Origin of the sequence: Tateyamaria omphalii (assembly GCF_014651375.1) — a bacterium.
Classification (GTDB): domain Bacteria; phylum Pseudomonadota; class Alphaproteobacteria; order Rhodobacterales; family Rhodobacteraceae; genus Tateyamaria; species Tateyamaria omphalii.
This window is the reverse complement of record NZ_BMWT01000004.1, coordinates 485,733-501,244: the sequence shown is the minus strand read 5'-3', so window position 1 is coordinate 501,244 and position 15,512 is coordinate 485,733. Positions and strand designations below refer to the sequence as shown.

17 protein-coding genes are annotated in these 15,512 nt (G+C 53.8%); 5 read left to right on the top strand and 12 right to left on the bottom strand.

Annotation, left to right across the window (positions count from 1 at the left end; all coding sequences use genetic code 11):
• Positions 1–306: 306 nt before the first annotated feature.
• The 5 genes from IE087_RS16385 to IE087_RS16365 form a co-directional block, all read right to left on the bottom strand.
• Positions 307–582 carry a hypothetical protein gene (locus tag IE087_RS16385; protein ID WP_189370433.1) on the bottom strand — a complete coding sequence of 92 codons (276 nt, stop codon included), beginning with the start codon at positions 580–582 and terminating at the stop codon, positions 307–309.
• Positions 583–689: 107 nt separating this feature from the next.
• Positions 690–1,253, bottom strand: a complete 564-nt coding sequence (locus IE087_RS16380) for a hypothetical protein (protein WP_189370432.1) — start codon at positions 1,251–1,253, stop codon at positions 690–692.
• Positions 1,254–1,434: 181 nt separating this feature from the next.
• The gene (locus IE087_RS16375; protein WP_189370431.1) at positions 1,435–2,004 is read right to left on the bottom strand and encodes a TetR/AcrR family transcriptional regulator; all 570 of its coding nucleotides are present in this window, start codon (positions 2,002–2,004) and stop codon (positions 1,435–1,437) included.
• Positions 2,001–2,522 carry a dihydrofolate reductase family protein gene (locus tag IE087_RS16370; protein WP_229801417.1) on the bottom strand — a complete coding sequence of 174 codons (522 nt, stop codon included), beginning with the start codon at positions 2,520–2,522 and terminating at the stop codon, positions 2,001–2,003. The genes IE087_RS16375 and IE087_RS16370 overlap by 4 nt, the downstream gene beginning before the upstream one ends.
• A 263-nt stretch (positions 2,523–2,785) precedes the next feature.
• A complete protein-coding gene (locus IE087_RS16365; protein ID WP_189370429.1) occupies positions 2,786–3,499 on the bottom strand; it encodes a helix-turn-helix transcriptional regulator in 714 nt (237 codons plus the stop codon).
• 86 nt (positions 3,500–3,585) lie between these two features.
• Here IE087_RS16365 and IE087_RS16360 point away from each other — a divergent pair, with 86 nt between their 5' ends.
• Entirely contained in the window at positions 3,586–4,530 is a 945-nt protein-coding gene (locus IE087_RS16360; RefSeq protein ID WP_189370428.1) for an alpha/beta fold hydrolase, read from the top strand.
• Positions 4,531–4,650: 120 nt separating this feature from the next.
• Here IE087_RS16360 and IE087_RS16355 read toward each other — a convergent pair whose 3' ends face one another.
• Positions 4,651–5,037 carry a RidA family protein gene (locus IE087_RS16355; protein ID WP_189370427.1) on the bottom strand — a complete coding sequence of 129 codons (387 nt, stop codon included), beginning with the start codon at positions 5,035–5,037 and terminating at the stop codon, positions 4,651–4,653.
• A 63-nt stretch (positions 5,038–5,100) separates the two neighbouring features.
• On the opposite strand from IE087_RS16355, the gene IE087_RS16350 reads away from it, so the two are divergent.
• Positions 5,101–6,108, top strand: coding sequence for a GlxA family transcriptional regulator (locus IE087_RS16350; protein WP_189370426.1), 1,008 nt, complete (start codon positions 5,101–5,103; stop codon positions 6,106–6,108).
• Between the two features lie 76 nt (positions 6,109–6,184).
• Here the strand turns inward: IE087_RS16350 and IE087_RS16345 are convergent, their stop codons facing one another.
• From IE087_RS16345 to IE087_RS16335, 3 genes are read right to left on the bottom strand one after another with little or no spacing between them, the layout of a single operon-like run.
• Positions 6,185–6,583 (bottom strand): CopD family protein, encoded by a 399-nt coding sequence (locus IE087_RS16345; protein WP_189370425.1) that lies wholly within the window; start codon positions 6,581–6,583, stop codon positions 6,185–6,187.
• Positions 6,580–6,873, bottom strand: coding sequence for a DUF3817 domain-containing protein (locus tag IE087_RS16340; RefSeq protein ID WP_189370424.1), 294 nt, complete (start codon positions 6,871–6,873; stop codon positions 6,580–6,582). The genes IE087_RS16345 and IE087_RS16340 overlap by 4 nt, the downstream gene beginning before the upstream one ends.
• A gap of 46 nt (positions 6,874–6,919) precedes the next feature.
• Positions 6,920–8,143 (bottom strand): multidrug effflux MFS transporter, encoded by a 1,224-nt coding sequence (locus IE087_RS16335; protein WP_229801428.1) that lies wholly within the window; start codon positions 8,141–8,143, stop codon positions 6,920–6,922.
• Between the two features lie 164 nt (positions 8,144–8,307).
• Between IE087_RS16335 and IE087_RS16330 the strand changes: the two genes are divergently transcribed.
• A complete protein-coding gene (locus IE087_RS16330; RefSeq protein WP_189370422.1) occupies positions 8,308–9,195 on the top strand; it encodes a LysR family transcriptional regulator in 888 nt (295 codons plus the stop codon).
• A 152-nt stretch (positions 9,196–9,347) separates the two neighbouring features.
• On the opposite strand, the gene IE087_RS16325 is transcribed toward IE087_RS16330, so the two are convergent.
• From IE087_RS16325 to IE087_RS16315, 3 genes are all read right to left on the bottom strand, one after another.
• Positions 9,348–10,376, bottom strand: coding sequence for a zinc-binding dehydrogenase (locus IE087_RS16325; RefSeq protein WP_189370421.1), 1,029 nt, complete (start codon positions 10,374–10,376; stop codon positions 9,348–9,350).
• Positions 10,373–11,119, bottom strand: coding sequence for a DUF1499 domain-containing protein (locus IE087_RS16320; protein WP_189370420.1), 747 nt, complete (start codon positions 11,117–11,119; stop codon positions 10,373–10,375). Before IE087_RS16320 ends, IE087_RS16325 begins: the two co-directional genes overlap by 4 nt.
• Before the next feature lie 62 nt (positions 11,120–11,181).
• Entirely contained in the window at positions 11,182–12,069 is an 888-nt protein-coding gene (locus IE087_RS16315) for a LysR family transcriptional regulator (protein ID WP_189370419.1), read from the bottom strand.
• 904 nt (positions 12,070–12,973) lie between these two features.
• On the opposite strand from IE087_RS16315, the gene IE087_RS16310 reads away from it, so the two are divergent.
• Together IE087_RS16310 and IE087_RS16305 are read left to right on the top strand one after the other, a co-directional pair.
• Positions 12,974–14,509: a hypothetical protein gene (locus IE087_RS16310; RefSeq protein WP_189370418.1), complete on the top strand. Its 1,536-nt coding sequence runs from the start codon at positions 12,974–12,976 to the stop codon at positions 14,507–14,509.
• Between the two features lie 37 nt (positions 14,510–14,546).
• The gene (locus IE087_RS16305) at positions 14,547–15,509 is read left to right on the top strand and encodes a phosphatase PAP2 family protein (protein ID WP_189370417.1); all 963 of its coding nucleotides are present in this window, start codon (positions 14,547–14,549) and stop codon (positions 15,507–15,509) included.
• Positions 15,510–15,512: the final 3 nt, after the last annotated feature.

Sequence of the window (15,512 nt, the reverse complement as noted above, 5' to 3'; positions counted from 1 at the left end):
GTTCGCAGAAATAGGCAAAGCCTAACCTGCTGGGTGAAGCAGCCGGTACATCCCATTACCAGACATTGGCCGAGGTATCTCGATGCTGCGGTGCGGCCCGTCGAACCAGCCGTTCGCTGCACAGGCAAAATCAGTTGATGGGCGAACTCACGATTTGCGGACGAATTGGGCTTTCGCTGCAGCTGCGCGAAAGGCGGCTTCCGGTTGGCAGGACAGAAACGTGTGCGTTTTCCGCTGAGCTTTTTGTCGCTTCTAAGGTTGCTCTGACCAAACCTTGTAGTCGAACAAGGCACCGTCTTCCTTCGCTTATCGTACAGTTTCGCGAACATATTCAGCCGAACGCTGAGGATCGAAATGATTAAGCCAGTGCTCTGGCTCGGCGCCCAACGGGGCAGGCAAGATGCCGTAACCGAAGTTTCGCCGTACAGTCCCACCTTCAGCACGCATCACTTCCATTCGAGAAACGCCAAGTCCGCGCGTTGCAAGATAATCATTGAAAGCAAGCAGCTCAGCTTCGGAAATCCATTCCGTGCCTTTTCCAAATTGTGCTTGGGAAATGAGGTTTTTGAATCTAGCGTTCATGGTCACTCCAGCGGTCGGATGATTTTATCCGGTTCGTTCTCTTCCTGCCCGAGCGGCAGGTTACGATTGCTTACAGCAACGACTTTTTCATTGGGGTCCAGAACAACCTAATAGCCATCTTGGTCCGTCAGTAAGGTCATTTCTTGGCCGTTGTATCGACCCCGCCCCTCGACAATGCCGCTTAAGTCTGAGCATGGATTGGCAATAGTGTTGTCGATCTGCTCCACATCGTGGCCTTTGAGGCTAATGTATTCTTGACCGTTCCCTTTCGAGCCATGGGGCAGAATGCTGTTGCCGTCAGGTGTCGTTGTGTTTCCCGGCCGGGCTTCAACGATATTCGGCCCTGTTTCTTCTGGGATTGGGATTGAAATGATGTTGTCAGTCGGATCATCAGGGATAGGTGATCCCGTGTCGGCAGGCAGGCCCAGCTCTTCAACAGGATAGGTTTCAAGCCATTGCTCGACCCGTTCTGGGGTGAAGTCCGGCAGTTTTCTCAAACGGCGCTCGTCCTCCGTCAACTGAGGAAAAACATCGACCCGGCCGTTTGCCCAATCCTCGGGTGTGGGCTGCAACCATCCCGCCTGGAATACCTCGATAGCTTGCTCAACAAACTGTGCGATTTCGGCGCTTGCCTCAGCATCGAGACCCGTTGTCGAACCGGGGCGATACATCGCAAACAACGCCGCCGCTTGCCCGGCTATTTCAGCAGTTTCCCGGGTTCTCAGGGCGACAAAGGGCGCCAATCCGCGAAAAACGGTGTTGAAGCAATTTTGGTGTGCCCGCGCCGCAAGGTCCCCTCTTTGCTGGAGATGTCGAGCCCAAGGCGAGATGCTGCCTCTGTGGCACCGTCCGCTAGTCTTCTGTCCCATTCTGCATGCGAACTAAAATCCACTCAATACCGCGAAGGTAGTCCTTGATTGTCAACGGGTTGTTTTCACCGCTGCTCGCCGAGAAGACGAAACCGTGTGTGTAGTCAATCAGGAGGTGGAGGAGGACATTGCTCTCATCACCGTTCTCGAGCTGTTGTGTGCATGTCTGCAACTCATTGGTGATCTGAGCGAGATCTTCACTCATGAGCGAAACGTCCTCAAGAACTGCCCGCAGTAGATTGGCGTTCAGCAAGGCGCGTTGGCAGTACGCACGCAGAATTGCGTGTGCTCTCTGGGATGGGCTTTCCTCCGTTACGTTCTTTAGAGTGTCCCTGAATGCAAGGCTAACAAGGTCCGCCAGAAGCTGTCGCTTGTTTCCGGTGTGGTAGGTCACTGCCATCGGGGTGACCTTCAGTTTCTCGGCCAGTAGACGAAATGAGAGCGCGTCTGCGCCATGCTCTTGAACAATTGGCAGCGCAGTTTGCAGCACAAGCTGCTTTGAAAGACGCTGCGTTGACTTTGGGGGCCGTCCGACCGGTGACGAATTGGTCATGAAGCTTTTAACTTGTAGACCAGATCAACCATACCTGACGGAAACGGTGCAGCCGAGACCAACTCGAGATCAACGTCACAGGCCGTTTCGCCGAAGATGCGAATTCCACCTCCCAGCAGAATGGGAACCATGGTGATCTTCATATCCTGAACCAATCCCGCATTGAGAAATGACCGAATGACTGCTCCACCATCTACATAGATGCGTTTATAGCCGGCTTCGCTGAAGACTTCCCACAACTCTTGAGGACTGGCCCTCGAAAACTCCACCTTGTCTCGCAGATGCTCGGGCAACTCCTGTTTTGTCATGGAACGGCTGAGGACAACGACGGGTTTTACATAGGGCCATTCGCAAAATCCGAGAACGGTTTTCAGCGATCCACTGCCCATGACAAGAGCATCCACGCTGTCCATGAAGTCGAAAAACCCGTGGTCTTCGTTCTGAGTGGGCTGCTTGTTCAACCAATCGAGCGAATGATTTTTTCTGGCAACATAACCGTCGAGGCTCATTGCCATCATAATGTGTCCTGTGGGCATGAGATTCCCTTTCCCAAGTTATTATACATTGTATAAATACTTACCAGCCAAGTGGCGGCAGGACAACGCCAGATACAGCGCTTTGCCGAGAACACGCGGACATTCGTTTCACCCGCAGCATTTGGAGCAATGGGCTCGAAGTTGCCGCATACCAAAAAAAGCAAGCACCTTGGCCCTGGTGGCATGGCGGCGACACACCTCTCTGAGCCCAAAGTGTCGCATGCTACACGAAACTCAAATACCCTTTAAGCGTAGCGAACGGGCTGCACGCCCGCGTCGAATGTGATCCGCCGTTGTCGAAATTGCGGACTCTCAAGAACTTTGGGGCGGCTTATCCTGTCCATTCGAAAATGCCGGACATCCTCGCGACTTGTGTCCCACGCAACCAAATACCAAAGCGGCGGCAAGATGAGCATCGCCTGAGGCTCAACTCGACGCTCGGTCTTGGCGCCCTTTGCATCTGTGTAGGTGAAGACCATATGCGAACGGTCGAGAAATGCCCGCTCAAAAGCCGGGAGCAAGTCGCCGTCGACCTGCCCGACATTCGAGACATCAACTTGAGGGGCCAATGGCCCGACATAGAGGCTATCCAACAGTGTCCGGAGATCTCGCAGGTCGTGAGGTGGCAGAGCCTTCTCGATCTTGGAGAGCCCACTGTCAGCGAGGCTTGCGAAGGGGAGCGATCCTTCGGCGCGCATGCTAGCGATGCCAATTATCAAAGCGAAAACCTCTGGGACCGAGAGTCTGGCCGTGGTCTGCATTGATCCTGGGTCGAGATACAAGCCGCCCCCACGACCTTGTTCGGCGATGATAACGTAACCCTCATCCCGAAGGCTTGAAAGGTCCCGAAAGACAGTGCTGCGCGATGCACCAACCTCTTGGCTGAGGCTTTCGATGGTCGCAGACCCGCTGCGGCGGAGGCTACGAATGATGATGTTTTGTCTGGCGCGGCTCCTCATTCTCCAAACATAGAGCAGAAACGTGTCAAGATTTGACACCTTTTAGGATTAGCCAATACCGGACGAACCAAACCGGAAAAACTGATATGACCAGCATCGCTAACTTTCCCGAACCCAAGCTCATCGCGCTTAACGACGTCGACCTGGAGGTCTTTGAATTAAGGCAGGAAAATAAAGGCTATCCGATCGTGCTGTGCCATGGATGGCCCGAACATGCCTTTTCCTGGCGCTACCAGATGCCCGCTCTCGCGGCGGCAGGCTACCACGTCATCGTTCCGAACCAGCGTGGTTACGGCAATTCCTCTTGCCTGGGGGATGTGATGGAATACGACATCGCTCATCTCACTGATGATCTTGCCGCGCTTTTGGATCATTTCGGCTACGATGATGCTGTCTTTGTTGGCCACGACTGGGGTGCAAACGTTGTGTGGAGTATGGCCCTCTTGCATCCAACCCGCGTGAAGAAACTCGTCAATCTCGCGCTGCCATATCAGGTTCGAACGCCTGAGCCTTGGATCGAGTTTATGGAGGCCGTGTTTGGAGAGGACAACTATCTCGTGCACTTCAACCGCAAACCTGGCGTTGCGGATGTTATCTTGGATGAGAACACCGGGCCATTCTTATGCAACTTGTTCCGAAAGAACTTACCAGCCGTACCGCCGGAACCAGGCATGATGATGATCAACCTTGCGCTGGCCGAAAAGCCCTTGGGTGAGCCTTTAATGAGCAAAGCGGATATTGGCATCTTCGTGTCTTCCTTTGAAGAAACTGGCTTCACCGGGAGCATCAACTGGTACAGAAACATAGACCGAAATTGGAGCATTTTGGCGGATGTCGATCCAATCGTTCGGCAGCCTGCGTTGATGATCTACGGCACGCAGGACGTGATACCGCCCTCTGAAAACCTCCAGGAGTTCGTGCCTAATGTGGAAGTGGTTAACCTCGATTGTGGCCACTGGATCCAGCAGGAGAAGCCACAGGAAACAACCGATGCGATGCTTGATTGGTTGGCGCTCAAGCAAGCCATCTAAAACTATCCGTTGTCAGAGTTCTCCGAAGAACTGGAGCCGTCTCGCAATGAGGGGTCTTGTTCGGCTTCTGTTTCAGTTTAGGCGGCAACGCTTCTGTTCCGAAAGGCCGCTTTCCAGCCATCAAACACCGTCTTTCATGGCGATTGCCTGGATCTTGACTTTCGCACCAAAGGGCAGTTTTGCAGCCTCATAAACGGTCCTTGCCGGAAACTGCGAGAACCGCGTGCGACAGACTTCGTTTACGTCTGCCAGGTCGCGTTCAATATCGGCAAATGCGATATCGACATAGACGATCTCGTCCGCACCGAAACCCGCAGCGTCAGCGACCTTGAACACGAGATCAAAGGCCCGTGCGGCCTCTTCGCTTGCGGTGCCGGGTCGATATCCATCATCGTATACGGCCAATTGGCCCGAGATGTGGCACGTGTTTCCGACGACGACAGCATTGGAGATTGGAGATGGTGACGCGGGTACGCCCGGGACAGCCGTGATAAATGTTCGTGACATATGAAGGCACTCGCTTTGTGGGACTTGTTGACAGCAGCTTACGTGTCATGACTGATGTCGGGAATGAGTGCCAACCTTCAAAATCAGACAAAACGCCTTCAATCTGTTCTCATCATAGGCTTTGATGGCGTCCTGCTCATGGATGTGGCCGGTCCCACCCAAGTTTTTGCGTCAACAAACAAGATTCTGGGTTGGAAGGCGTACGAGATGTCTGTTGTCAGTGAGGACGGCAGAGATGTTGTGACAGACACCGGTTTGGCCCTACGCGCCGATGCTTCGTTTGCAGCGGTAGCGTGCGCAAACATCTTTATTGTTCCTGGTGGCCCTGGAGTCGATCAACGGCTTGATGATCCTTTACTTCAACGTTTCCTGAAGAGGGTGGAGCCTCATATGGCGCGTTTCGTATCGATCTGCTCTGGTAGTCTTCTCTCTGCTTCTGCTGGACTCTTAAACGGCAGGAAAGCCACCACACATTGGGATCGCATTGACCTTGCTCACGAGCGATTTTCAAAGGTTGACTGGCATCTGGACGAGATTTTCACCCATGACGGAAAGTTTCATTGTTCAGCGGGTGTTACAACGGGCATCGACCTAGCCCTTTCGTTTGTTGAAGAGGATCACGGAAGGAGTGTTGCGCTTGGCGTCGCTCGGGAAATGGTGGTGTTCATGCAAAGGCAGGGAGGACAATCTCAATACTCGGAACCGCTTAAGGCACAGGCGACATCAAGTAAGCGCATGAGCGAACTCTACAGTCTTATTGAACAAGACCCGACGGCGCCATGGAGCGTATCAAGGATGGCTGAGATTGCTGGGGCGACTGAACGCACACTGCATCGCGACTTCACGCAAGAATTTGGCCAAACCCCTTCGCGTTTTGTTGAAGAACGACGGCTTACGATTGCACGGCTGTATTTGGAAGGCAGCAGGAAGCCCATAAAGGAAATCGCGTCACTCTCCGGGTTCGTTACCGAACAGAAAATGCGTAGAAGTTTCATGAAGCTGCTAGGTATCCTTCCCAAGGACTATCGTGAACGTTTTGGGCTTGCGCGCGTGCGCGTCGACCCGGAATGACACCACGTCAATGAGCTATCGGTCGATCTTTGCCGAGCGCGACCTGACACGGCCTCGAACAAAACTGGCACCCGCCCTACAATGGCTTGGTCACCACCAACACGACAACAGTCGCGACTGAGAACCAGCCAATCAAAAGTCCGCGTACAGGAAAACCGCTGTGGACAACCGACGCATCTGGCGTGCGTCGCCGAAGACGCCCCGAGACTACACCATGGAAACCGGACAGACACAGCACGATAGCAATTTTTGCCCACAGCCAACCGTTGCCCAACCATCCGCCCTGTACTGCGAGTGCAAGTCCCAGGAACCAAGTGAGGATCATGGCTGGTGTGGTGACCTTGCTATCAAAAGACTTCATGCCTTGGAGGCTGTCCGACCGCGCCAGCGCGATCCCGCAATACACTACGGCCATGCTTGATAACCAAGTTAAAACAGCGATGAGATGCGCTGCTTTGATCAGCTCGTAGTTCAAGGGCCCTCTCCGTCTTCCGCCCGGGACCGCAACCACCGTTCATTGAAAAAACCGCCAAACGGCAGCAATGCTCCAGCGAACAGCTTAAGAGCTTCACGTCCGGTCACCACATCTCTCGCCCACTCTCTGAACACGGACCAGGCGAAAACCGTAAATGCGAGGCCATGAACCGGACCAACGATGGAGGTGGCGACAGCAAATCCCCCGAGATACTTCAACGGCACAGCGACAAACAAGAGCAGCAGCAACGTGATCGCTTCCGCGATGGCTGTTGTAAGGAGTAGCTTCATTGGCAGGACGCCTCCACAACAGATGAGCATTGGACCGCCTTGCTCACTACGTCTTCCCCGAAGTTCTCGGGAAGCCTACTGTTAGAGATGAGAGCCCTCCCAGCACAGCAAAACCAGCTACGAGCGAAAAAACCGTACCGTCCAGCTGAGACCCGATGAAGGATGCCAACGGGAGCGACATGAAGAGGGAAATTGAACCAATAAAGGCCGACGCAGTCCCCGCAACATGGCCAAGAGGTTCAAGTGCCAGTGTTTGCAAATTGCTGTAGATCAACCCAAGGCAGAAAAACACCAACATCAGCCAAAACATGAAAAGCCAAAGCTGTGGAACACCTTCGAAAAATAATGCAACCGCAAGGAACCCAGCCGAAAAGATGGTCAACCCGGCCAAAGCGAATCTGGTTAAACTGAGTAAGTGCAGTCTTGTGACCAAACGCGAATTCAACATCGCCGCGGCGCCGAGGGAGGCTGCCGAGAGTCCAAAATACAATGGGAACAGGTCTCCGACTTCGAAAATGTCAACGAAGACCTGCTGGGCTGTGCCGAGATAGGCCACAAATGCACCAGTTATGAGGCCCGTCGAAATCGTGTACCGAATTGCCGAAGCCGTACGGAAGATCTCGCTCAATACTGAAACGGCTTGCCCGAAACCTCGACCACTGCGACGCGACGGCGGCAAGGTTTCAGGTTGCCTCAAGGCGAACCAAATGGCCACAAGTATCGAGAGAGAGGCCAGTGCGACATGCACTGCACGCCATCCGCTAAAAAAGACCACTCCCTGGCCAATGGCAGGAGCGATGATCGGAACAAGGATGAAAACGGCCATGGAAACTGACAAAACACGGGCCATCTCCGGGCCCTCATACTCATCGCGAACAATTGCGAGAGAGATCACGCGCGGCGCAGCCGCTCCAAGACCTTGCAGAAACCTGCCGGCCAAAAGCGATGACCAATCCGGTGCGACAACGGACAGCACACAGCCGATCAAAAACACACAATAGCCAAAGTACACTATCGGCTTTCTTCCAAATTGATCAGACATTGGACCGACGATTAACTGCCCGATTGCCATTCCAAAGAAGAAGCTCACAAGGACGTATTGCACATCGCCAGGGTTTGGCAGGACAAACTCATCGCTGATTTGGCTAAGCCCGGGCAACAAAATGTCTGTTCCGAGGGCGGAGATCGCGCTCAATGATGTGATGAGCAATACATATTCGCGCGTAATTGGCCGTCTGACTACAATTGAGGACGATGCACGAGTACTCATCTTCCTTGATCGTGTTGATTGCAACTTGTTTCCTAACGTGTCGGTCCGACGTTGTTTACGTTCAAGACGAGCGGGTCTTGATTTTGGATGACACTAGTGCGTAATTGATTTCAGGATAATAATGATAAAATGGCAGACACAATGCCAATTTTTGGGACACTCTTATGAACCTGGAACGCGAACTCGAAGTGTTCGTGACTGTCGCCGAGGAAGGCAGCTTGGTCTCCGCGGCGCGCAGGCTTAAGATACCAACAAGCACCTTAAGCCGCTACCTGAAGACCTTGGAAGACTGGTGTGGAGCTTCGCTCTTTGTCAGAACAACGAGGGCAGTCTCGCTGACGCCCTTTGGCGAAGCACAACTGGATCGCGCAAGATCCATTCTCTCACTCACAAGCGAATTTCAGAACAGTGGTTCTTCAAGTGGAAGCGCTCCATTGAAAGGCAAGCTTCGGGTGACTGCACCGGATTTTGTATTTCGACGGGTTCTTACGGATGTCATCACAGAGTTTTCGATCGAGCATCCCGATCTCAAGCTAGAATTCGTTGCGACTGATCGAGCAGTTGACCTCGTCAGGGAGGGCTTCGATGCAGCACTTCGAATTGGTCCAATGAAAGACTCTTCGATGAAAGCAAAAAAGCTGCTGTCTATCAAAACCCGTCTGGTGGCGACACAGGCTTACCTAAATCGTAGATCCACTCCGCACGTCGCCGCAGACCTAAAGCAACACGAATGTATCATCGACACGGCTCCCGGTTACTTCAACAATTGGCCGATCAAGGACACGAGCGCCACGCGTGGTGTAGCAGTATCTGGCCAGTTTGTTGTCAACGACGGAGAGCTCGCTGCTGAGCTTGCTCGCGCAGGAAGGGGAATTGCTCTTCTGCCTGAAACAATAGTTGAAAAAGACCTGGGATCTGGACAACTCGTTAGTGTTCTTGACGGTGCATCGAGGCCTGAAAGCGACCTGCACTTCGTATTTCCGGCTTCCCGACATATCGACCCAAAGGTCAAAGCGTTCAAAGACGCCTGCGTGACTGCTCTTTGCTTGTAGCAGTGTTGCTAAAATCGATCTGTTCGAGAAGCGCATCTAGGTGGGCCTCTTGCCAGGCACCCAGCACGAAATTGGACCTTTTGGGAACGAACACGATTGCTGCTGCGGCGCCGGTCCCGCTGCTTTTGCAGCCTTCATTGGAGGCTTGCCGATCAAGTTGGATTGGTTAACACAACTTTGCCCACCAGCCCACCCTCGCCCAGCATTGCATGAGCTTCCGATGCTTGTGCAATGGGCACCTCAGCTGCAATAGCTGGCTTGAGACAACCGGTAGCAGTTTTCTCCAGCAAGTCAGACAGCGTATTCCGGTACCAATCCAGGTTTTCAGCCGGATAGCTCAACATGCTGGGCGACATGGGCACACGTATGCCATTCGGGAAGAGTGCAACCAGGCCCGCTGTAATCAAGCTTAATGGAATGACCGCGGCTCCATTCTTGTTGATTGATGTCATTCCCAGCATCACCAATCGTCCCCCGCGCTTAAGGCAACGACTGGACCGCCAAAGCTGACGAGGTCCGCCTATCACATCGAAAACAATGTCCAACCCGTCGTCAGTCAGGGCACTGATGCGACGTACAAAATTCTCGGTCCTGTAGTTGACCGGAATGGCACCATTTTCGGAAATGAACTTTGTCGACTTCGCACTTCCCGTTCCGTAGACATTCAAACCTGCCAAACTACTCAGCTGCAAAAGTGCAGAACCCAGGCCGCCCGCTGCTCCGTGAACAAGGACGCTCTCGCCACGCTGAGCTTTAGCGGTTTTCCCTAACGTCAGAGATGCAGTGAGATAGTTCGTCACAATCGCCGCGGCGGTTACCGGATCAAGTCCATCGGGCACCGGAACCAGTGTCTCAACCGGGCGGACGATAGCTTCGGAGTAGCCGCCACCGTGCCCGAACGTCCAGCCAGCCACCCTCTGCCCAATGCTGAAACTGGTAACATCCGGGCCAATGGCGTCTACGATACCCACTAGATCTTCGCCGGGCGTATATGGAGTTTTGGTGAACCCCAAAAACCAATGGCCGCGTATCATGAGATCGTATCCGGAGACACCAGCCGCCTCCACACGGATCCGCACTTCCCCAGCACCCGGAGTGCGCACTTCAACCGGTTTCCAGGACAAAACATCGGGACTGCCGCGCCGCTGCACTACGATGTGGTGGAATTTGATCGGGATCATGACATCGCTCCTCTTTGCATACTGGTCGGTCGTAGAGTGGCTGCTTTGTCCTGATCATCGGCGCGGTAACGCTCGTTGCCCCGGAGCAAATCTGTGAGAAACGCTTCAATGCGCTTGGCATTCTTTCCCGCGTCCACCAGCCCTTCACGGGACTTGGAGCGCATATCGACACGAGTCATCCCACCTTGCTCTGAAACCTGAATGATCACGTCATCGACAAAGCCCAAGAAGGGGGTTGTGGCCTCCACCTCAACAGTTTTCCGTACCCTATCTTGATGGATCTTGCGCCATCCGCGTTGGCAGTTTGCAGATTGAACGACCCTGTCAAAGACCTGATCCGCGGGCTCAGTCATTTTAAGCGGTTGTATGAAGGGATAGGCTTTCCGAACCTTCGACTTGAAGCTTTCCGGGTAGGCCATGTCCCGTTCGGCGTTTTCGACGACGCCAAGCGCGGCTTCAAACATGACAGGGCTGTCCACGTCGGTCGCCACATCATTGATGGCCGGATAGCTCAAGTCCCTGATCACCATGATAAGGACAATGACAAATGGAGAGGATGATAAGGCAATCAGATACCAAGATGGCGTTTGTTCGATGGAAACAAACGTGATGGCAACGGCAAGCCCGCTTAGGGCGCCGATCATGCACATCCCCCACACACGCATGGCAGGACGCCAACCCATTTGTCCAAGAGTAAGGCCAATTCCGATGATCAGGTAAGGTAAGACAGCAGCAAAGTGCATAGCAAAGGCCCCTTTCGGTTTGTCGGTAACGGGTGATTGGATCGTCGATTTGGTCTGCCAGCCTAGCGCGACAGGCAGTCCGTCAAGAGATCGAAAACCAAACGGATGCGCCTGCTCGACTGCAACTCGCGATGCGCGACCAGCCACGTGGGGATGGTGAAGGGGTCAATTTCGGTCAGCACGGGTTCAAATTCAGGAAACTCGCAGGCAATCCGATCCGTCATGATCGCTACGCCATGTCCCTGACGCGCAATCTCCCACTCTACAACCTGAGAATGCGACGCGTATCTGAAGTTCTGTTTTGTTAGCGTTAGCCCAAGCGACGTAAGATGCCCGAGCATACCTTCGATATCACCGAAGCTGACGAACTGATGCTGCGAATGATCGTCCTTCAGGCTGGGTTGACCGTAAACCTCAATGTACTTGGCGACTGCATAAAACCTTGCGCGGTCTTCGCAGACGAGCTTCGCAAATAGGTCCGGCTGTTCAGGCCGGGCATGCCGCAGTGCAATGTCGGCCTCCCGGACAAGCAAATCACTCACTGTGTTTTCCGAGAGGATGTCCAGCTCAAGGTTTGGTGCAAGGTCCTTCAGCTGATCCAACATGGGTGGAAGCACATATGCTGCGGTCATATCTGCGGCCGAAATACGTACCAAACCTTCGATGGCTTGAGCTTGGCCGGAAGCTGCAAGCGACACCATGTTCGCGCCACGGGCCATAGCCCGCACATGGTCAATAAGGTTCAGGCCGACAGGAGTAAGGGACACTGATCGTCCCGCACGCTCGAACAGCACGACTTTCAGTTCTTTTTCGAGCGCCGCAATTTGCCGGCTGATTGTTGGCTGCGTTACCCCCAGAACTTCTGCGGCGGCAGACAAGGACCGCTCTTCAGCGACAGCAAGAAATGCCCGGGCTTGGTTCCAGTCGAATGATAGAGAACTCCAATTCATGGGCAGAGTTATACAGTCAACACCTACACAAAAAACCAACGTCTTTGCGTGGTATGCTTATGAAAAACGCATACTTGACGCCCCTTCCCAAGGCTCGGCTCCAATGACCCACAGTGCCCAGAGGTAAAGATGAGCCCTGCCCCGCCCGGAGTCTCAGCGCCTAGTGCTGGTGTCGCAGTCGCTCATGCCGTCAAAAGTCAAACTCACAGTTCGCGGGGCAGAGTTGTCGGTCGATAAATTCTGTTTGCAGACATCCACGGAACTTAATTCCGATCTAGTCGGAGGTAACCTTTTGCGGCGATTCTGACGGGCGGATAAAAAGCGAACTATCTCGGTGCCGGGCATTCGTTAGCTTTTGGGCGTCCGCAACCCATAGCAGATTTCCTAGGAACGCGACACGCTGTGCATCGCTGATTACTGATCACATTGAGATTGATATCAATTAATAAATATCAGTCATGCATTGCCCCAAATGCCCGAAACCCGGTTGGAGGGGTTTACCTTGGTGAAACAGATTCGATCATCTCGTGCAATTTCCGCCAGACCGCGGAACGAGTGAAAACCTAAAATCTCACGCTCCGGCTGTAAGCCAGACACGGGGAACATACTTAAATCATTGATTTTACTTATTGAGCCAAAGATAGCGTAATTAAAGTGTGAAAACGTCGGGCTGCTCCTTAAAAAACGCCAATTTCTTTCAAAAAAGTGTTAGTTTGATAAGCAAAGCTAAGCAATTTTCAAGCCCGAAACGCAAGTGTCCCGCGAATTCTATCTTAAACTCCTTGGCCCAATTCAGTTGATCGACCCGAACGGTAGGGATCGACTTCCAGAGACCTGCGGCGAAAAGACGAAAGGGTTGCTTGCTCTTTTGGCGGTTTTGGGGGACCGGCCATGCTCTCGCGCAATGCTTCAAGACAAGCTTTGGAGCGATCGTGGGCAGAAACAAGGCCGCAACAGCCTGAAGCAAGCGCTGACCCAGCTACGAAAGGCGTTTGGTGCCGACGCGCATACGGCAATCCAATCAAATGGTGGCCCCATTTATCTGGATAGACAGAATCTTAAGATCGACATTTTCGAGAATGGCTCGGAGAGGGCAGGCAACACCATTTATCCCAAACGGGAATTTCTTGAGGGAATCGACATCGCCGATCCTCAATTCAATCATTGGCTTGTCGAGATGCGCACCAACCTGGCAGAACCCAGTTTGGAACAGAGCATTGCCGTTTCAGACATTCAGGCGGCCGCCAATGCGGCGCCCGTGAGCATCGGCCTGTTTCCTTCGGCGACAGACAGCTCTGACCTCAAAGCGCAGATCACAGCAGGCATAATCGTGGACCGGATCGCGACCGGTTTACGCTACTATGAATTGGTGGATGTCCATGACTTTCGCGAAATCGACGGTGAGGGGGATCGTGGATGCGACCTTCTTTTCTCCTGTAAAGCTGTGTCGCTTGCGGATGTCGTCTCACTTTCCTTTTCATTGCGGCGTGTCGGCGATCAAATGTTGGTCTGGTCGCGTCAGGTCAACCTCGAGCTGGCCAGCCTTCAGTCGTTTCGAGTGTCACAGGTGACGGCGGACCTTGTGGAACAGATTATCGATCGATCCTTTAAGCCAGATATCGGGATACAGTCGGAACTACACCAGGCCGCGCGCAACCTTCTTGGTGGAATAGACCGGTTGCTGCGCCGGTCGGAGCCGACGGTGGACGAAGCCATCAATCAACTGATTGTGGCGTCCGAGCTTCACCAGACAAGCTCTGCCTTTGCTTGGCGCGCTTATGCGCTGGCCCACCGCTTGGAAGCTGGGTCAAGTTGCGTGCAAGAGTTGAGAGAGCAGGCCGACGCACTGGCGGCCAAAGCGATCGAGACGGATCCCTATAGCCCGCTTTCAAGGACGTTGCTGACCCATGTCTACGGTTTCGTGGTCCGGGATTTTGATCGCGCCTCTTCGCTGATTGACCCCCTCAGACATGATGAGCCGGATCTTCCGCTTTATCATTACGTAAAGGGCTTTCTTCACGTCTACATGGGGGAATATGCGTCTGCCCGTTCGTCGGGCGAAAATGCTATGCGCCTGGGACGCAGTCATCCTTACAACTACCTTTTTAGCTGCCTGTCCCTCGCTGCAAACGCCCTGAGTGGTGATTTTCAGACCGCCATTCGGATTGGCAAGCAATCGCTCAAGCAACAATCACCGGGGACCTTCGCGTTTCCTCCAACATTGCGATATCTGGCAGCCAGCCATTCGAATGCAGGCGATGAGAGGGCTGCGGCCGAATTGTTTGGCCGCGTCCTGAAACGAAATCCTGACTTCTCGTTGGAACGAATGGACGAGCTTGGCGCTCCGTTCCCTTCGGATGACGTGCGCCAGTTTTTACGGGACAGCCTATCGGGCGCGCAACGATCATATGTGCGGTTTGGCGGCCTCATTCGGACGTAAATTTATTGGATAAAACGACAGAAAAGGGGGAATCCAGATGTCGGAGGGTTTAGACTCAAATCTTAGGCTGTCTCGTCATGGCGACCTATTGCGGGTTGAAGCAGACGACGATGCAAACGTGGTCAAATACGTGGCGCGCGTGTACAGCGGTGTCTCGAGTGGTCCGCGGGCCAACGCAAACGCCAATGCAAATGCCAACGCAAATGCGAATGCCAATGCGAACGCCAATGCGAACACTGCACCGGGATTTGCCGCAGGTCCGATGGCCTTGTCCGGCGATCGCGTGTTGCCATTCGGCAATCAGGTCATCTCTACCTGGAGCGAGGTAAGAGATCTCAGCCGGTTCGTTCGCGAAAGCCCTGACAAAGACGGCGCATCGGACGACGTCCTGCCCTATGCCTACGAAATGCTGCCCATGGATCCGCCGCCAGCGATGGAGGGCGAGGATGGAACGACAAAAGAGATAGAGGCACTTCGGGACAAGCAGAACACCCTTCGCGACGACCGGCATCGGCAAGAAGAGATCATTCGTCAGATCGCATCCAACGACCCGATGGACGTGCTGCGCAGGCTCGGAAGCGAGGAGCTGACAGGTCTGAGCGCGACGCGCGTGCTGATCTCAACAGTTCTGCAACTGTCCGAGCGCGTCGGCTATGTCTACAAGGCCGTCTACAACCGGGCGCGGCCCAGCGCGATAGATCCGCGACTGAGGCCTTTCATCGCCATCCCGCCGCACCCAGCCTATCCATCGAACCATTCCTTTCAAAATCATTGTGTTGCGTTGGTCCTGGCCCGGACGATCCCGGAATATAAAGTCACAACCGAGCTGTTTCATGTGGCCCAGCGGATTGGCGAGAACCGCGAATACGCCGGCCTTCATTACAAGAGCGACACAGAAGCAGGCCGCGCGCTGGCCGAGAAATTCGCGCCATACCTTTACTACGTCTGCCGCTACAAAATGCGCGCGGTGCAAAAGGAATGGTACGAGGGTGGGGAGTAAACG